At 58.3% G+C, this 16,919-nt stretch carries 16 protein-coding genes; 6 read left to right on the top strand and 10 right to left on the bottom strand.

What is annotated here, in order from left to right:
- Nucleotides 1-47 precede the first annotated feature (47 nt).
- From ACZ9BX_RS07180 to ACZ9BX_RS07165, 4 genes are all read left to right on the top strand, one after another.
- Entirely contained in the window at nucleotides 48-2,573 is a 2,526-nt protein-coding gene (locus tag ACZ9BX_RS07180; RefSeq protein WP_476216752.1) for a mechanosensitive ion channel domain-containing protein, read from the top strand.
- 122 nt (nucleotides 2,574-2,695) lie between these two features.
- Nucleotides 2,696-2,959: a hypothetical protein gene (locus tag ACZ9BX_RS07175; protein ID WP_476216751.1), complete on the top strand. Its 264-nt coding sequence runs from the start codon at nucleotides 2,696-2,698 to the stop codon at nucleotides 2,957-2,959.
- A 166-nt stretch (nucleotides 2,960-3,125) separates the two neighbouring features.
- Nucleotides 3,126-3,956 (top strand): response regulator, encoded by an 831-nt coding sequence (locus tag ACZ9BX_RS07170; protein ID WP_132567966.1) that lies wholly within the window; start codon nucleotides 3,126-3,128, stop codon nucleotides 3,954-3,956.
- Nucleotides 3,957-4,162: 206 nt separating this feature from the next.
- Nucleotides 4,163-5,494 (top strand): diguanylate cyclase, encoded by a 1,332-nt coding sequence (locus ACZ9BX_RS07165; protein WP_476216750.1) that lies wholly within the window; start codon nucleotides 4,163-4,165, stop codon nucleotides 5,492-5,494.
- A gap of 16 nt (nucleotides 5,495-5,510) precedes the next feature.
- On the opposite strand, the gene ACZ9BX_RS07160 is transcribed toward ACZ9BX_RS07165, so the two are convergent.
- From ACZ9BX_RS07160 to ACZ9BX_RS07135, 6 genes are all read right to left on the bottom strand, one after another.
- The gene (locus tag ACZ9BX_RS07160; RefSeq protein ID WP_132567962.1) at nucleotides 5,511-6,530 is read right to left on the bottom strand and encodes a GlxA family transcriptional regulator; all 1,020 of its coding nucleotides are present in this window, start codon (nucleotides 6,528-6,530) and stop codon (nucleotides 5,511-5,513) included.
- 136 nt (nucleotides 6,531-6,666) lie between these two features.
- Nucleotides 6,667-6,822: a hypothetical protein gene (locus tag ACZ9BX_RS07155; RefSeq protein WP_476216749.1), complete on the bottom strand. Its 156-nt coding sequence runs from the start codon at nucleotides 6,820-6,822 to the stop codon at nucleotides 6,667-6,669.
- A 3-nt stretch (nucleotides 6,823-6,825) separates the two neighbouring features.
- Complete coding sequence (locus tag ACZ9BX_RS07150; protein WP_087000000.1) at nucleotides 6,826-7,023, bottom strand: hypothetical protein; 198 nt, start codon at nucleotides 7,021-7,023, stop codon at nucleotides 6,826-6,828.
- Between the two features lie 495 nt (nucleotides 7,024-7,518).
- Nucleotides 7,519-8,130, bottom strand: a complete 612-nt coding sequence (locus ACZ9BX_RS07145) for a L,D-transpeptidase (RefSeq protein ID WP_476216747.1) — start codon at nucleotides 8,128-8,130, stop codon at nucleotides 7,519-7,521.
- 601 nt (nucleotides 8,131-8,731) lie between these two features.
- On the bottom strand, nucleotides 8,732-9,325 hold the full coding sequence (locus ACZ9BX_RS07140) for a helix-turn-helix transcriptional regulator (RefSeq protein ID WP_476216745.1): 594 nt from the start codon (nucleotides 9,323-9,325) through the stop codon (nucleotides 8,732-8,734).
- Nucleotides 9,326-9,375: 50 nt separating this feature from the next.
- Complete coding sequence (locus ACZ9BX_RS07135) at nucleotides 9,376-9,852, bottom strand: hypothetical protein (protein ID WP_476216743.1); 477 nt, start codon at nucleotides 9,850-9,852, stop codon at nucleotides 9,376-9,378.
- A 393-nt stretch (nucleotides 9,853-10,245) separates the two neighbouring features.
- Here ACZ9BX_RS07135 and ACZ9BX_RS07130 point away from each other — a divergent pair, with 393 nt between their 5' ends.
- The gene (locus tag ACZ9BX_RS07130; RefSeq protein WP_476216741.1) at nucleotides 10,246-11,784 is read left to right on the top strand and encodes an aminotransferase class I/II-fold pyridoxal phosphate-dependent enzyme; all 1,539 of its coding nucleotides are present in this window, start codon (nucleotides 10,246-10,248) and stop codon (nucleotides 11,782-11,784) included.
- Between the two features lie 386 nt (nucleotides 11,785-12,170).
- On the top strand, nucleotides 12,171-13,985 hold the full coding sequence (locus ACZ9BX_RS07125; protein WP_476216739.1) for an adenylate/guanylate cyclase domain-containing protein: 1,815 nt from the start codon (nucleotides 12,171-12,173) through the stop codon (nucleotides 13,983-13,985).
- A 232-nt stretch (nucleotides 13,986-14,217) separates the two neighbouring features.
- Here ACZ9BX_RS07125 and ACZ9BX_RS07120 read toward each other — a convergent pair whose 3' ends face one another.
- From ACZ9BX_RS07120 to ACZ9BX_RS07105, 4 genes are read right to left on the bottom strand one after another with little or no spacing between them, the layout of a single operon-like run.
- A complete protein-coding gene (locus ACZ9BX_RS07120; protein WP_476216738.1) occupies nucleotides 14,218-14,679 on the bottom strand; it encodes a DUF411 domain-containing protein in 462 nt (153 codons plus the stop codon).
- A 57-nt stretch (nucleotides 14,680-14,736) separates the two neighbouring features.
- Entirely contained in the window at nucleotides 14,737-15,021 is a 285-nt protein-coding gene (locus ACZ9BX_RS07115) for a copper-binding protein (protein ID WP_476216736.1), read from the bottom strand.
- Between the two features lie 22 nt (nucleotides 15,022-15,043).
- Nucleotides 15,044-15,523, bottom strand: a complete 480-nt coding sequence (locus ACZ9BX_RS07110; protein WP_132568657.1) for a cupredoxin domain-containing protein — start codon at nucleotides 15,521-15,523, stop codon at nucleotides 15,044-15,046.
- Nucleotides 15,524-15,558: 35 nt separating this feature from the next.
- Nucleotides 15,559-16,905, bottom strand: a complete 1,347-nt coding sequence (locus tag ACZ9BX_RS07105) for a multicopper oxidase family protein (RefSeq protein ID WP_476216733.1) — start codon at nucleotides 16,903-16,905, stop codon at nucleotides 15,559-15,561.
- Between the last annotated feature and the right edge of the window lie 14 nt (nucleotides 16,906-16,919).

Raw genomic sequence — 16,919 nt, 5'->3', positions numbered from 1 at the left:
GATAAGAAGCAGGCCTCATTGATGAAGCGAATCCTTGCGGGGACATTTTGCGGCTGACAATCATTCTGCTCCGGACGTTTCTTTACCTGATGCTTGCGGTATCGGCTGCCAGCCTGCATGGCGGCTTTGCCGCTGCGCAGGAGCAACCGCAGGCGCAGGCGGAGGCGCCGGCTCCCCTTGCGGATTCGGGGCTCGATCAAGCGGTCAAGGATATCGAAAAGGCCAAGGCGAAGCTCACATCGCTTCAGGACAGCGTAAAGCAGAGCGCCGACAACGACGACGCCCTCGTTGGCCTATCCACGCAGGTGGATGAACTGGGACGCCACATACTCGCGACCTCCGTCAAACTCCGCCCCCGTTTCGACCAGATCAAGCACCGTCTCACCGAGCTCGGCGATCCGCCGAAGGAAGGACAGCCGCCGGAAGCGCAGATCGTCACCGACGAGCGAAACGCGCTGACGGCCGAACGTGCGCAGATCAATGCCGTCACCGGCGATGCGGAAACCCTCTCGGTGGCCGTCAACCAGCTGATGAACGAAGTTGCCGAGACCCGCCGGCGGCTTTTTGCTGAAACTTTGCTGAGGCGCACCGAGGTTTCGATATCCGTGTTCGACGATGCGGCCAACGCCTTTGTCGCGGAGGTTGGCGAGTTCCGGGAGGCGCTGTCGAGCTGGCTGAGCTTCGTATGGAAGTTCAAGCGTTTCCCGATGTTCGCCGCGATCTTCATGTCGCTCGCGACAGGCCTGGTCATGCTTTCAGGTGGCTACCGGATGTTCGGCCGCTACCTGACGCGGGACGATGGGATCGAGAATCCCTCCTATATCAGCCGGCTCTCGATTGCCTTCTGGTCGACGCTGATCCGCACCTTTGCGCTTGCCGCAGTGCTGGTGACCTCATATATTTTCCTCAACAGTTTCAATGTGCTGAGGCCGGACATCGCGCCGGTCATCGGCGCGCTTTTCGCGGCAATCGGACTTATCTATTTCGTCGGGCGCTTCAGCAATGCGGTCTTTGCTCCGGGCGAGCCGCAATGGCGCCTCGTACGTCTTTCGAACCGCGGCGCGCAATCGATTGGCGCATGCCTGCTGGCGATGGCGATCGTCAATGCGCTCGACTATCTGTTCGGCAGCATCAGCGAAGCGATGGGCTCGCCATTGGTTCTGACTGTCGTCAGAAGCTTTATTGCCGCGCTGATCATCGGCCTCATCCTGATTGCGGCCTCCTTTGGTCGTCCAATGCTGGCACGCGACGGCGATCCCGATGCACCGGGCCGCCACTGGCCGCGCGGCATGGCCATCATCCTGCGCCTTCTCGGCATCGGCCTCATCGTCACGGCACTGACCGGCTATGTCGGTCTTGCACGCTTCGTCGCCACGCAGCTCATCATCACCGGCGCGATCGTCGTGACGACCTATATCGGACTGCTCTCGGGCAAGGCGATTTCCAAGCAGGAGAGTTTCGGCGACACCTTCATCGGCCGCTTCCTAAGGAACCGCTTCGACATGGGGCCGGTAGCGATCGACCAGGTCGGTCTCGCAGTAGGCCTTGCGATCTATGCCGTCGCGCTCTTGACCGGCATTCCGCTGATCCTGCTGCTCTGGGGCTTCCATATCCAGGATCTTCAGCTGATCGCCTACCGTCTTTTTACGGAGGTCCGCCTCGGCGGCATCAACATTTCGCTGCTCGGCATCTTTACCGGTATCCTGCTTTTCGCCGGCGGCTATTTCCTGACCCGGTGGGTTCAGCGCTGGCTCGACACCAACGTCATGGCGCGAAGCCATGTCGACCTGGGCGTGCGCAATTCCGTCAAGACCGGCATCGGCTATCTGGGTGTTGCCGTCGCAGCGATCTTCGGCGTTTCGGCGGCAGGCATCGATCTTTCGAACCTTGCGCTTGTCGCTTCGGCGCTTTCGGTCGGTATCGGTTTTGGCCTGCAGAACATCGTCTCGAACTTCGTGTCGGGTCTGATCCTGCTCGTGGAACGGCCCTTCAAGGTGGGCGACCACGTGGTATCGGGAACGGCTGAAGGCATCGTGACGCGTATCTCTGTGCGTGCGACGGAGATAGAGACTTTCCGCAAGCAGTCGATCATCGTGCCGAACTCCGAACTCATCAATGCTGCCGTTGGCAACTGGACGCATCGCAACAAGGTCGGCCGTTCGGAGATCCCAGTTTCCGTCAGCTACGACGCCGATCCGCAGAAGGTCATGGATATCCTGCTGGAACTGGTCAACGAGGCGCCGTTCGTGCTGCGCAATCCGGAGCCGCATGTCGAGTTCCTGCGTTTCGGCGTCTATTCGCTGGATTTCGAACTGCGCTTCATGCTGGCGGACATGGGGGAGGGCATGAAGGTGCGTAACGACCTGCGTGTCGCCATCCTCAAGCGCTTCAAGCAGGAAGGAATCGAAATCCCATTGCCGCAGAGCGATGTCATTTTTCATCGCGACGATGTCGTTGCTCCGGCGCCAGAACCTTCCGCGATAAAAGTAGACGAACAGCCCGATGACGATACCGACGACGGAGCGGTGCGCCATTTGCGCGGCAAGACGGCCGATGGCAATCGCAAAATCTAAGGATTTTATTCAGGGATCGTTCAGAGGCTTTCGCTTATAACGCCTGGGCAATCGGGATTTCGCTGCTGGGGGCAGCAGCGCCGAGACGCTCCAGGGGAGGGCGCATCACTGCGCCGCACTGAATGGCAAGATTTGCCACGGTTCTGCTTCTTTCGCTTTTCGCCGCCGGGGGCGCATATGCGGCGACAATCACCAACACCGATCCCGCACCAGTCATCGTTATCGTCACCGAAGGCGGCAACCGCGTCGAGGTCGTCGTAGATGCTGGTGTGTCAGAGACGCTTTGCGCCGCAGGCTGCTTCATGACGACGCCGGACGGCGACCGCATCGGCCTTGGCGGCGGCGAGACCATCGAGATCGTCAAAGGCTCGGCGGTCTTCAAGTAGCACGCGCCGCACAGCACTTCGCGCATAGTCTCTTAAGCATAAATCGACGAATCGCAGCCCGCCTCGCGGACTGACTTGGTTTCACGCTATGTCGATTAATACTTACTCAAATGAATTCATGTATCGGTTTCGACCGGGGACAGAATTTTCCATTAAAAGGTTTGCTATGTCATTTTTAGGCATTTCGGGAATGCAGTATTCCGGAGAGATGTTTGCTGGTGCGCGTATTATTCTCGCCGAAGATTCCAATGTCTTTACGTCGATGATCAGCAAGCGGTTGAAAGAGCTTTTCGATATCGACGTCGAGATCTGCCGCAATTTCGATGACCTGCAGCTCGCCTACGACAAGTCTTCCGAGCCGATCATGCTGGCGATATCGAACATCAATCTGCCCGGCGCTGAAAAGGGCGAGGCGCTGGAATATCTGGTCGATCTCAGCATTCCAACCATCGTCTTTACCGGCACCTTCCATGAGGGTCTGCGCGACGAGCTGATGTCGAAGGATATCGTCGACTACATCCTCAAGGATAACATCTTCGCAGTCGATCTGCTCGCGGAAGCGATCTGCCGCTTCCTCACCAACAAGCGCCATCACGTGCTAATCGTCGACGACAGCGCCACGGCGCGCGCGCTGCTCTCCAGCCGCCTGAAGCGCTATAACTTCCGCGTAAGCGTTGCCGAGAGCGGCGCCAAGGCGCTCGAGATCCTGAGGGCCAATCGCGACATCGGCCTGATGGTCACCGATTACAACATGCCCGATATCGACGGCTTCGAGCTGACGCGGCGCATCCGCTCCAATATCGGCTCGCATCAGCTGCGCATCATCGGCGTTTCGTCCTCGTCCAACCGGCTGCTTTCGGCGCGCTTCCTCAAGGCGGGCGGCAACGATTTCATGCTGCGTCCGTTCATAGACGAGGAGTTCTACTGCCGCGTCAATCAGAACCTCGACACGCTTCTCCAGATCCAGACGATGAAGAGGGAGCGGGCCGTTGCCTGATTCGGAGGTAGAACACGGCGACAGGAGGGCTCCCGGATGATCCAGGGCGCCTTGGCAGTTGTTACGACATTTCGAATTTTTACAATTGCAGGTTACTGCGCGACCGTTCTGCATCTTCAACCTTCACGGTCTCTCGGCTATCGTCGGCACCGCTGCAAGGAAGGCCGATTCGGGTCATCCGTGCACTGGGGAGGGTAGGCGGCTGCATGGCGTTTCAGGCGGATTTCAATCGGGATGGCTCAGGTCCGCGCTTCGGCGGCCAGAAAATACTTCTGATTGAAGATTCGCGGATGTTTTCCGCAGTGCTCTGCCACCGGTTTCAGACCGAACTCGGCCTCAACGTCAAATCATGTTCTTCGCTGAAGGCACTGCAGGACGCGCTGGCGCAGGATGGTCAGGGCTACACCATGGCCGTCGTCGACCTGAATTTGCCGGATTCGCCCTATGGCGAGGCACTCGACTGCACGATTGAGCACAACATCCCCGCGATCGTCTTCACCGCGACCTTCGATATCGCGACGCGCAACCGGATACTGGAGCGCAACGTCATCGATTATGTCCTGAAGGACAATGAATTCGCGCTCGACAATCTGGTCGCGACCGTTCGGCGGGCGATACTGAATCGCAAGATGCGCGTCCTCGTCGCCGATGACGTTCCGTCCGCGCGCCAGGTGCTCGTCGATCTCCTGAAGGCGCAGCAATATATGGTCGTCGAGGCGACGTCAGGGCTGGAGGCGCTTGCGGCGCTTGAGGCCTACAGCGATATCGAGCTCGTGGTGACGGACCACCATATGCCGGATATGACCGGCTATGAGTTAACGCGCCGTATCCGCCATCGCTTCGGTTCCGACCGGATGCGGGTCATCGGTATCTCGTCTTCCAATGACCGTTTGCTGTCTGCGAGCTTCCTGAAGGCCGGAGCCAGCGATTTCGTCTACAGGCCGTTCGTGGCCGAGGAGCTTCAGTGCCGCATTGCCAACAATGTCGAGACGCTGACGCAGATGAAGCAGCTGCGGGCGGCAGCGGCATGCGACTACCTGACCGGTCTCCACAACCGCCGCTATTTCTACGATTACGGGCCCAAGGTCGTGAACGAGTGCTTGAGGCAGAAATCGCTGAGTTCGGTCGCCATCCTCGATATCGATCATTTCAAGCGGCTAAACGACACCTATGGCCACGAGATCGGCGACGAGGTGCTGAAGGCGGTTGCCAATCGGCTTGCCGTCATCTTCGAGGGCAGCGACAACCTGCTCTCACGCCTCGGCGGCGAGGAGTTCGCCATCCTTTTCCCGATGATGGATTCCGCTGCGGCAACGAAGCTCTGCGACGAAGTCCGCTCGGATATTTCACGGCTGAAGGTGGCTGCCGACGATGAGGAACTGTCGCTCACCATCTCGATCGGCGTTGCTGAAATCTCGGGCTACGAGACCTTCGAAAATTATCTCAACGCCGCAGACCAGTTTCTCTATATGGCCAAGCACAAGGGCCGCAATCAGGTCTATTCCGACGCCAGGATGACGGAAGAAGCGGCGCAGTAATACGCCGCCATCTTCGTTACGCTGCGATCGCCTGGCGGGCCGTTGCCATGGTCAGCTTGCGCTCTGCGCGCTCCTGCTGCGGCGAACGGTTGTAGAGTTCGCGATAACACTTCGAGAAATGCGACGCGGAGACGAAGCCGCAAGCGACCGCGACTTCGACGACCGGCATCGAAGACTGCACCAGCAGGTGGCGGGCGCGGTCGAGCCTGATCTCCAGATAGTAACGGGCGGGGGACCGGCCCATTTCCTGACGGAAAAGCCGCTCGATCTGGCGGCGGGACAGGCCGGCGCCGTCGGCGATCTCAAGCAGCGACAGAGGTTCGGCGAGATTGCCTTCCATCAGTTCGATGATCGACAGGACCTTGGCGTTCTGGACGCCGAGGCGGGCGCGCAGCGGCAGGCGCTGACGGTCGTGCGGGCTGCGGACGCGATCTGTCAGGTGCTGCTCGCAAACCCGGTTGACGAGCGCCTCGCCGAAATCCTGTCCGATCAGGTTCAGCATCATGTCGAGCGATGCGGTGCCGCCGGCGCAGGTGTAGAGATTGCTGTCCACTTCGTAGAGGTCGGCATAGACCTCCGCCTGCGGGAAGGCTTCGGAAAAGCCCGGCAGGTTTTCCCAGTGGATCGCGCAGCGCTTGCCGTTCAGGAGCCCGGCCTGAGCAAGCACATGCGCGCCCGTACAGAGGCTTCCGACGGCAACGCCGCGGTTGTAGGATTCGCGAAGCCAGGCATTGACGGACTTGTTGTTGAAATCCTCGACATCGATGCCCGAACAGACGAGCACCATGCTTGGCCGGTTCTCGCCGCTGAGATGCCGGCGCTCTTCGGCGAGGGAGGAATTCGCCTCGACCCCGATGCCGCAGGAGGAATAAACTTTGTTGCCGTCGACCGAGGTCAGCCGCCAGGTGTAAGCGGGGTAGCCGAGCATGCGGTTGGCGATGCGCAGCGTGTCGATCGCCGCCGAAAAGGGCAGCATGGTGAACTGGGGAACCATGAAGAACACGAGAGAACGCTTCTTGGTCAGCATCTTGTTCATGAGAAAAATCCATGCTCGAGGGCGATTGCCTATTCGTTGCGTGGAATGCGCCGTTCCGATGTCTCAAAAGCGACGTTCGCATGGAAAAATGCGGCCGTGAAGAGCTATTTTGCGACATTGACGAATTAGACCATTGTCAAATGACGAAGCCAGCCTGCAAAAGTTGCGCCACCGGCTTATTTGCGAAATATATGCGTCTGAAATTCAAGATTAAATTTTTGTAGGCTGAAACGATGAAGGCGGCGCTGCCGGTGGGCTGGGCGCCGCCTTCAAACGGGGAGGTATGTCGCATTCATTACATTACCTTGCGTTCATCCGCGTCGTCTGCAGACGGCCAGCCAATATCTTTGCGAATGTCGAAAGGCATGGATTCGATTTCCCGCGCGTTCTGCCACTGGTGCCAGGAATGTACGAGCCTGCGGGCAAGGCTTGCTACATCAAAATGTGCGTCGGAGGATGAACTCTTGCCATCCCGGTAACCGATCGTAGTCATCGCCGTTTCCTTTCTCACGCGGTTTGCGCTTGGTGGTCAATATGCTCCTTGGTCATCCATCAAACAAACGAATAGATTTTATGGATACGATCAGATTTATTGAACGTCTTTAGGATGGTCAGCATGTCGCTTCGGCAGTGATGAATTGATGAACTCACATTAGAGCGAAGCAAACACTGGCCTATGGCGAAGCAGATTCAGCCACAGCGAAACGGATTCAATCAAAGCGAAATAGCTATCAGGCCATATCGAACTGATTTAATTGTGAAAAGTTGTTCGAGGCAATCGTCGGTAATGCGAAAATCTCTGTCAGATAGAGACTTGCAATATACTCCAGGGTGAATCCGGGCGTGAAAGCATGGCCTGAAAAGGCGAAGGCGGAACTTCGTCAGTGGGCAGCGAAACGGAAATAATGCGACACCGAGCGAGCGGCCCGGTGGTTCCTCGGAGTCGCTGTAGCCAGAGCAGCGGTCGCTTAGCAATCAGGTGTGTCGGTTATCGCTGAATGATGACCTGCGTTCCTGGCCGGACCATCTCATAAAGCTCCTCGACGTCCTCGCGGTACATCCGGAAGCAACCGCTCGACGCGTTGGTGCCGATGGAGGAGGGATCGTTTGTGCCGTGTATGCGTAATAGTCCGTCGGCAAGATAGATCGCTCGGGTTCCAAGCGGGTTGGCGGGGCCAGGCCTCACAACCGCTGGAAGCCCTGGGTTCTTCTGGCGCATGCCCGCCGTCGGCCGCCATTCGGGATGCTCTCGCTTAGAAATCACCCGAGTTGATCCGTACCATTGCTTGCCTTCACGGCCAACGGCAATGGGGTAAGCGAACTGTTCACCCCATGACGTCGTGTAAATAAGCATATGCTCGCGCGTGGCGATTACGATGGTTCCCCTCGCGTTTCGTGTCGAGGGTTCCCTGCGCTCACGCAGGGGTTCCTGATAGCGAGGCACTGGCTCGTAATCGAGCGGCGGTGGATAGGAGCTATACGGATCGTCATAGCCGTAGCCACCGTACTCGTCGTATCCATCATACGGCCCGTAAACTTGGGCTCGGGCCTGAAAGGTCGTCAGCAAAAGGGCTGCAGCCAAGAGGGCCAGCAATCTCATTTCGTCGCCATCCGCTTGTTAAACAAAGCGTGATTGGGCCGAACTCTGTGGCGGCACTATGACCGCTGGGTCTCAAGAACATCGAAACGGTGCTTCAGACGTTCCGCGACTGCCCGTATCGGCAGTTCTTGCTCAAACGTCAGCCGCAATATCGACCGGATGTCCTTCACGTCAGTATGTCTCGCTTGCTTCCGTCTGGGCATCGGGTCCTCGCTCAATACACGAGGGCAAAATGCCAGATCGGCGCTCACGAAAATCGATCTAAATCCGCCAACAATTTTGTCCGCGACTTAGTGAAATCGCTGTCCCGGACTTACTGGGCGCAGAAAAGGATGGCAGCAAAAGATGACGGACGCGCACCGTATGCGGATGGCAAGTGCGCTTCTTTGCAGCAAAGAAGCAAGTCCAAGATAGACTGGGACTTTGTCGCCATCAAACCGATTGCCTTCTCCCGAGGACATGAAAATTGGGGCACGGAGATCAGAGCACGACTTTGTGGACATGGCGCTCTACATGGGCCGACTGACGATCGAGAGGACACCCATCGCCTTTTTTTGGGCCAGGGAATCCTTTATAGCATTGGACACCACTACTGAGGCCGTCAAAGCTCGGACGCGGGAAGATCGATGAGGTTCAGGCGGGTCAGGAGCGTCGCAAGTTCCGCCTGCCGTCCCGTATTCGTCTTTCCAAAGATAGAGCGCAGATGGGTCCGTGCCGTTTCGTAGGAAATTGATCTGTCCTTGGCGACTGTTTGCAAGGTCATTCCTTGAGAGATTATCGTTGCGATGATCGCTTCAGTGGCTGTGAGCCCGAAGAGTTGGCGGAGCTGTTGCTGATTTTGCCGTTGTTTTCGGCCGACATCCTCGATGAGGCATACGCCAACCGAGTGGGCAAAGAAATCTGGAAGATTGCCGCCCAGGCGTTGTATGCGCAGCACCATAGGTCGCCCGCCGTCCCGGGGTATTGTGAGCGGGCCTGAAGGTTCGTCGGGTCGGAGCCATCTCTCCGTCGTTACCGAGCGCATGCGCTTTTGGATCGCTGTGGTCACGTCGGGGACACGGGAACAAATGGTCCGGTTGCTGATAAATACCTCTTCACCAAAGAGCCGCTCGGCGTCGGGAGTGACCTCCGTCACGCGGCAGAACCGGTCGAAGAATATCGCCGCAACACCTGTCGAACGGAAGGCATCGGCCATACCGCTGACCCTACTTGCGGACAGCCCGCGCATGATCATCGCGGAGACCGTTAGCCGATCCCTGGCCTTCTGGAATACGGCGGCCTCCTCGTCGCTGAAAAAGTCGGAGTCCAACCTCCTGTGCAGGTAAGACAGAGGAGGTCCTCCGGTGACGAGAAGCCGATTATGCACGTCCGGCCGATGCCGTGTGCCGCCTGGAAGCGATAGTACTCCAGGTGCTCGAACTGGTCGCGGGTGGTGTACTGCTGGTCCCGCATCGTTCCGTCCCTCATCATGAGGGGAATGCCGCGGAGATGCCATTCGTTGATGTGCCAGCCATCGGAGAAGTAGTCTTCCAGGGCGGGCTTAACGCCTTCGGTGGCGATAATCAGGTCAGGAGACCGCGCATTCGCCGGAATGATATTTGCGCCGAATGAACCAGTTGCGGCGGTTAGCCTATCCAGAATTTCCGGCCATAGCGACGGATCGACCGCTGCTTCCAACGACTTGTCGAGTGCTTGATCCAGCCTGCACAGATCAATAGGCATCGGGTCTACCAGACTTCATTCTGTCGACGGAACCTGCGGCCACGTTGTTGGAGAATGCGATGCTGACTCCCGAAGCGCTGGTCGCATCGGTGACGCTATACGCAGGATGGTGGTCTCCGGTGTGCTGGCTCGGATCGCAATCAGGCTTGTCTAAGAGAATGAGCATAAGCAACTGTAAAACAAACAAAAACGAGACTTAAGCACAGGCTACACAAGAAATCCCGGAAGTAAAGATGAAACTTTTTGTTTTGAATGCCAGCGTCTGGTCTTTTCGAGCACCGCAACAGTTCCGACTTCAGGCAGAAGGGAAAGTCTAACGCAATTGGAGTATGTGTTGCGACAAGAGAACGTGGTATTAAAGTATGAAAGTGCTGTTGAGAAACAATTAGAACTATGAAAACTACATACGAGACAAATAATGAAGATGTTATTGCGGCCTACATGGCAAGGTATGATATTAGCCTCAACGAAGCCATCATTATGTCAAGCCGGGAGACACCCAAGGAGCGTCTTGAGACATACCTTGAGTGGCGTGCCATCTACGAACACTCTTCACCGATATTTGAACGATTTCCTATGATCTCCAACATTTCCATTGATGCCTTGCCTGCCACAGACCTTGCATCAGGCATCGCAAAGGACCACTTCGCCGCCAGCGAAAGCCATCTAATCAAGCGCTGGACACCCGTGGGAAACTGGCTCCATGACCGTGGGAAATTTGGGTTGGACCCGTACCAGAAGTCTACAGGCGGAAAAATCCTACCTCATGTTTCCGGGAGTTTGCGCGACGGCACTCCATTCTCGGGCGTCAATTTCGCTAGTCAGGACTACTTGTCGCTGTCGTCGCATCCGCGTCTGGTGAAGGCGGCAAGTGATGCCGCCGCGCGCTATGGAGTTCATAGCGCTGGGTCGGCCGCATTGATGGGCAATTCTGATCTATCGTTGCAATTGGAGAAAAAACTAGAGGAGTTTCTGGATTTCAAAGAGTGCATACTGTTTCCGACGGGCTGGACAGCCGGGTATGGCATCGTAAAAATGCTGGCGCAGCCTGGTGACCATATCGTCATGGACATTCTTGCCCACGCCTGCCTGCAGGAAGGCGCAGAAGCTTCGGGAGCGAAAATTCACCGATCCCCCCATCTGTCGAAGGCGGGTGTGGAGCGGCGATTGAAACGGATCAGGACAAGCGAACCGTCGTCGGGAATCCTGGTTGTTACCGAGACGCTGTTTTCAATGGACAGCGACAGCCCTGACATAAAGGAACTCCAGGCAATCTGCACCTGCTACGGCGCCGTTCTTCTCGTTGACTGCGCCCACGATCTTGGCTGCATCGGGCCAACTGGAAGGGGTATTCTCGAACTTCAAGATATGGTGGGAAAGGTCGATGTCCTGCTTGGCACCTTTTCCAAGACTTTTGCGTCGATAGGGGGATTCGTTGCCACCCAATATGACGGCTTTCGTACCGCCGTTCGCGCCTGCTGCGGTCCCCAGACGTTCACAAACGCGATGACACCCATTCAGGCCGCCGTGATACTAGAGGCGTTCCGAATCGTTGAGAGCGATGAAGGTCAGCACCGCCGCCTCAAACTTCGCGATAACGTCGATTACCTTCGAGCACAGTTGAAGCGTCATGGCTTTGTGGCTCTTGGCGAACCCAGCGCAATCGTGCCGGTTGTGGTGGGAGATTGTAGTGCTGCGCGAACAATGACATCATTTATGATTACAAACGGGGCAATTGTGAATCTTGTCGAGTCACCTGCGGTCGCTAAAAATCAATCGCGCTGGCGACTCCAGGTCATGTCCGATCATTCACATGCGGACATCGATACCTTCATCGAGTGCGCTCTTAAAGCACGAGACGATATCCCGGGGGAAAGCGTCGAAAAGAGGTTAGGGGAGCGCCCTACCTTGATTGCGGCCCCCGCCGATTAATTCGTCTGGCGATGCGCACCGCTTCAACGCCGTTCGTTGGAACCGATGGAAAGGCGAGTTCCTACCGCCGACATTTTGGGCGCGGCCGAAGTGGTCGCAATAGGCTCTCAACAGTAGTCAAAACGGCCTCCTGACGCAGGGACATTAGAATCTTTCATTCCCACCTCAGGCTGATAAGACATTGCTCACACGCTGAAGGTGATTTTTTCAATCAGGTCTCGCTGTTGGTTTCGAAGATGTGTTCGGGATCTGCGCAGAGGGTTCCGATGCGGTTGTCGTGGATATCGTAGCTCAGTTTCGGAACGCCTAGGGAGGAGCCAGCGAGCAGTCGCCAGAGCGTTCGCGCTGTGGATTTTGACTTTGGTGATGTAAAGTCGCGCAATTGAATGCGCGCATCACCAACGATATTGTACGCCGCAGGAGCGGTCACCGCTGTGGATCGAAAGCTTGCAGCCATACTTTCCACCGATGTTGCCGGCTTCAGCCGCCTCACGGCGCTGGACGAGGAGAGCACGGTTCGTGCACTTAACTTGTGCCACAGTCGGATCGCAGAGTTAGTGCGCGAGCATGGTGGTCGCATTTTCGGCAGCGCAGGTGACGGCCTTGTCGCGGAGTTCCCAAGTGCAGTTCAGGCGGTCCGGTGCGCGGTTGAGATCCAGCGTCGCGTCCTCAGCCTCTCGGAAGACCTCCCACTGGATCGCCGTTTGGAATTTCGCATCGGCGTCAATCTGGGTGACGTGGTTGTGTCAGGTGACGATCTGCTAGGCGATGGCGTCAACATCGCGGCGCGCTTGCAGGAGATGGCGGCCCCATCAGGCATCTGCATATCCGGGTCGGTACGCGAACATCTCGACGGCAAGGTGCCGTTCACGCTGACCAGCCTTGGCGATCGGGCCTTGAAGAACATCCCCAGGCCAATTTCTGTCTTTCGGGTCGACTGGCCGCAAGCGACGCCCGGGGGGCGTGACGCGGGATCCGGGCCATCACTTGCGGCCCGCTTTGGCAGGGACCAGCCGTCGATCGTGGTCATGCCCTTCGACAACCTCAGCGGTCAGAGCGATGGGTACTTTGTGGACGGCGTCGTGGAGGAAATCACCGCCGCCCTCTCCCGTGTTCGGGATTTCTTTGTGATCGCCCGCCAGTCCGCGTTCACGTACAAGGGACGTTTCGTTGACGTGCGTGACGTTGGCAGGGAACTTGGAGTCACTTACGTGGTCGAAGGTACCGTTCGCCGGGGAGGGGATCGGCTGCGTATCTCTGTACAACTGGTCGACGCCGAGATGCGGACCCAGCTTTGGTCCGAGCGTTATGAGGGCGCGACTCACGACATCTTTGAGTTCCAGGACAGGATCGCGGCGCAGGTCGCGGGCGCAATCCATCCAGCCATCCGCAGCGCGGAAATCGAGCTGTCGAAGCGTAAGCCGCCTAGCAGTCTGCGCGCCTATGACCTCGTCATGCGCGCCTACCCGCACCTCTGGGGTCACAACAAAGATGCTGTCAGGCGGGCGATACCGCTACTTGAGGATGCCGTCGCGATCGACTCTGCTTATGGCCGAGCCCATGCATTTCTCGCATGGTGCCATGCGCAGAACCTCGGCTACATCTGGACCGAAGAACCGGATCGTGACCTGGAACGCGCCCTTAGGGCCATCGAAGCTGCGGCGGGCTCCATCGATGATGATCCGGCTGCCCTGACAGCCGTAGGTGGAGCGTTGAGCCACTGCGGCGACCAGGAGCGTGCTTCGGCTTACCTTGAAAGAGCGCTGGCGCTCGATCCGAACAATGCCTGGGCATGGGCGAGGTTTGGATGGGTTGCAAGCTACAAGGGCGAGCCTGATCGCGCCAAGGAGCGGTTCGAGCGGGCGATGACGCTCAGTCCGGCGGACCCGCTTGCCTTCAACATGAGAATGGGCTTCGCTCTCGCATTAGCTCTGGCAGGCTCCCTTTCAGAGGCAGTCTCCATCGCCCGGGAGGTAGTCAACAAACATCCAGAGGTCACCTGGCCTTATCGGATGATGACTGCGTGGTCGTCAATGGCAGGCGACCAGGACACCGCTCGATGGGCCGCGAAGAAACTCTTGGCAGCCGAACCGGACTTTACGATCCAGCGCTATCTGACTCGGCCCGTGTTTCGAGCCGTACCGAAATGGGCCGATCAAATGGCCGAGGGCTTGCGGAAGGCAGGACTGCCCGAACATTGACTGCAGTTAAACGCAATTATGCAGCAACTGCCACCAGATGCCAGTTCTGTGAAATCTCGGATCATCTGTGCCCAAGTCACTAGTTGCACCATGGTGCGGATCAATTCCGCCGACTATGCAGTCGACGTTTCGGCGCAGGCGGGAGCCGACTGGAAGCACGATCTCTGGGCAGCGCTCTGCAGCGCTCCAGTTTCCTGAGCGGCAGTACGGCACGGCTTGATCGATCGCGGCGTCAGCCTTTTCGGGGACGGATCTCCATGAACACGTATGGTGCGCCGGTCTCCGACGGGATCGCATAAACGTCATAGGACGCCTCCGGGTCGTCGCCCATTCCCAACGAGCCAGGCGGCATGCCCGGCACGGCCAGCCCTCGAATGGGCGGCCGCTCCCGCAACAGGCGCTGGACGGCCTCGAGCGGGACATGTCCCTCAAGGTAGTATTCCTCGATGACTGCGGTGTGGCATCCCTCCAATTCGGCGGGCACCTGCAGTCGCGCCTTGACCGCGGCAAGATCGCCGGTGTCGCGGGCGTCGACGGAAAATCCTGCCGCCGCCATCGCCTTCGACCATTCATGGCAGCAGCCGCAGTTCGGATCCTTATAGACGGTCATCTCCGCCGGGACAGTGGCATGAGCCCTTCCGCCAAGGACCACCAGGGCGGACGCCGCCATTGCGATGAAGCTTCTCCTGTGCATCGTCTCCACTCCTCGATGTCCCGCCGCCCGGATGCATCCGGGCGGCGGGAGTCTGGTTTACTTTACCTCGGTGACGGTCAGCTTGCCATTCACGCGTTCGGCAACGAACTCGATGTTCGAACCTTCCTTCAGCCTTTTGAGCAGAGCCGGGTCTTCGACGCGGAAGACCATCGTCATCGCAGGCATGTCGAGGCTCTTCAGGTCCTCATGCTTGATGGTGACCTTGTTGGCCTTGGTGTCGACCTTGTTGACGACGCCCTTGGTGAACTCCTGGGCAAACGCACCGAAGGCTGCGCTGGCCGAAAGCAGGGCGGCAAGGCCGAGTTTCATTGCGGTTCTCATCTCTGTGTCTCCTTGGTTTCGATTATTTCCCGGCGACGGTGACGTCGCCATGCATGCCAGCCTCGTAGTGGCCGGGGATCAGGCAGGCGAACTTGAACTGGCCGTCGGTGGTGAACTTCCAGACGATCTCGCCGGATTGGCCGGCCGGAAGTCGGATCGAATTCGGATCGTCGTGTTCCATCTCCGGGAACTTTTCCATGACCGCCTTGTGCTCAAGGATCTTGTCTTCCTGATCGAGCACGAACTCGTGGTCGACCGTCCCGGCATTCTTGATCGCGATCTTGACCGTCTGGCCCTTGCGGACGTTGAAGACGGCGGGAGTGAATATCATCTTGCCATCGTCGGTTTCCTTCATCGTGACGCGGATCGTCTGTGTGGCCTTGGCTTTATCGCCAGGTTCGCCGATGGCCATTTTCTCAGCGTGGCCGCCGGCATGATTGCCGCTCGCCAAGGCTGGGGTTGCGAGGGCGACCAGCGCCAGTGCCAACAGATAGTTCTTCATCGGTAAATCCTTTTTTTGATGTGGAAGATTGAGCCTCAGCCGTTTGTCGGCTTCGGGGTGATGTGCGTCTTCGCGTCCTTGGCCTTGGTCGCCTCCGGCAGTTCGCCGGTCCATTCCCAGGCCTGCGTTCCGGGCGGGTTTTCGTACCAGCCCGGATCGGCGTAATCGTCCGCCGAGATGCCCTCGCGGACCTTCACGACCGAGAACATGCCGCCCATCTCGATGGGGCCGTGCGGCCCCCAGCCGGTCATCATCGGAACGGTGTTCTCGGGAATGGGCATTTCCATTTCGCCCATGTCGGCCATGCCCTTGGTGCCCATGGGCATGTATTCCGGCTGCAGCTTCTTGATCTTCTCGGCGACCTTCGACTTGTCCGCACCGATGAAGGTCGGAATGTCGTGACCCATGGCGTTCATCGTGTGGTGCGACTTGTGGCAATGGATCGCCCAGTCGCCGAGATACCTGGCGTCGAACTCGTAGGCGCGCATCGCGCCGACCGGAATGTCGATGCTCACCTCCGGCCATCGCGCTTCCGGCCGCACCCAACCACCGTCGGTACATGTCACTTCGAAATCGTAGCCATGCATGTGGATCGGGTGGTTCGTCATCGTCAGATTGCCGACGCGGACGCGAACGCGGTCGTTCCTGGAAACCACCAGGGGGCTGATGTCCGGAAACACGCGGCTGTTCCAGCACCACATGTTGAAGTCGGTCATCTCCATGATGCGCGGCACGTAGGAGCCGGGATCGATGTCGTAGGCGTTGAGCAGGAAGACGAAGTCGCGGTCGACGCGCATGAACTTCGGATCCTTGGGATGGACGACGAAGAAGCCCATCATGCCCATGGCCATCTGCACCATCTCGTCGGAGTGCGGGTGGTACATGAAGGTGCCGGACTTCACGAGGTCGAACTCGTAGACGTAGGTCTTGCCGACCGGGATGTGCGGCTGCGTCAGGCCGCCGACGCCGTCCATGCCCGACGGCACGAGCATGCCGTGCCAGTGGATCGTCGTGTGCTCCGGCAGCTTGTTGGTGACGAAGATGCGGACGCGGTCGCCTTCGACGGCCTCGATCGTCGGGCCGGGCGACTGTCCGTTGTAACCCCATAAATATGCAGTCATGCCGTCGGCCATCTCGCGCTCGACCGGTTCGGCGACGAGGTGGAACTCCTTGACGCCGTTGTTCATCCGGTGAGGCAGGGTCCAGCCGTTGAGGGTGACCACCGGCTGGTAGTCCGGACCCGAGGCCGGATGAAGCGGCGGCTGCATGTCGGCCGATGCCATTGTCGGGGCGTCGGGCAGACCCATCGCCGATGTCTTTGTCCAGGCGCCGGCCGCCAGCAGCGCCGCGCTCGCACCGAACAGTTGTCGTCTGTTGAACATGGTGAGTTCCTTTC

It is taken from the genome of Rhizobium sp. USDA 3886 (assembly GCF_056279785.1).
The sequence above is the reverse complement of the archived record's forward strand: the minus strand, read 5'-3'. Positions and strand labels throughout refer to the sequence as shown.

What these genes read in the sequence shown, in the direction of transcription:
- ACZ9BX_RS07175 (WP_476216751.1), top strand. Translation starts at nt 2,696, where the DNA reads ATGGCAAGATTTGCCACGGTTCTGCTTCTTTCGCTTTTCGCCGCCGGG.
- ACZ9BX_RS07170 (WP_132567966.1), top strand. Translation starts at nt 3,126, where the DNA reads ATGTCATTTTTAGGCATTTCGGGAATGCAGTATTCCGGAGAGATGTTT.
- ACZ9BX_RS07165 (WP_476216750.1), top strand. Translation starts at nt 4,163, where the DNA reads ATGGCGTTTCAGGCGGATTTCAATCGGGATGGCTCAGGTCCGCGCTTC.
- ACZ9BX_RS07160 (WP_132567962.1), bottom strand. Translation starts at nt 6,530, where the DNA reads ATGAACAAGATGCTGACCAAGAAGCGTTCTCTCGTGTTCTTCATGGTT.
- ACZ9BX_RS07155 (WP_476216749.1), bottom strand. Translation starts at nt 6,822, where the DNA reads ATGCGACATACCTCCCCGTTTGAAGGCGGCGCCCAGCCCACCGGCAGC.
- ACZ9BX_RS07150 (WP_087000000.1), bottom strand. Translation starts at nt 7,023, where the DNA reads ATGACTACGATCGGTTACCGGGATGGCAAGAGTTCATCCTCCGACGCA.
- ACZ9BX_RS07145 (WP_476216747.1), bottom strand. Translation starts at nt 8,130, where the DNA reads ATGAGATTGCTGGCCCTCTTGGCTGCAGCCCTTTTGCTGACGACCTTT.
- ACZ9BX_RS07140 (WP_476216745.1), bottom strand. Translation starts at nt 9,325, where the DNA reads ATGGCCGATGCCTTCCGTTCGACAGGTGTTGCGGCGATATTCTTCGAC.
- ACZ9BX_RS07135 (WP_476216743.1), bottom strand. Translation starts at nt 9,852, where the DNA reads ATGCCTATTGATCTGTGCAGGCTGGATCAAGCACTCGACAAGTCGTTG.
- ACZ9BX_RS07130 (WP_476216741.1), top strand. Translation starts at nt 10,246, where the DNA reads ATGAAAACTACATACGAGACAAATAATGAAGATGTTATTGCGGCCTAC.
- ACZ9BX_RS07125 (WP_476216739.1), top strand. Translation starts at nt 12,171, where the DNA reads ATGCGCGCATCACCAACGATATTGTACGCCGCAGGAGCGGTCACCGCT.
- ACZ9BX_RS07120 (WP_476216738.1), bottom strand. Translation starts at nt 14,679, where the DNA reads ATGCACAGGAGAAGCTTCATCGCAATGGCGGCGTCCGCCCTGGTGGTC.
- ACZ9BX_RS07115 (WP_476216736.1), bottom strand. Translation starts at nt 15,021, where the DNA reads ATGAGAACCGCAATGAAACTCGGCCTTGCCGCCCTGCTTTCGGCCAGC.
- ACZ9BX_RS07110 (WP_132568657.1), bottom strand. Translation starts at nt 15,523, where the DNA reads ATGAAGAACTATCTGTTGGCACTGGCGCTGGTCGCCCTCGCAACCCCA.
- ACZ9BX_RS07105 (WP_476216733.1), bottom strand. Translation starts at nt 16,905, where the DNA reads ATGTTCAACAGACGACAACTGTTCGGTGCGAGCGCGGCGCTGCTGGCG.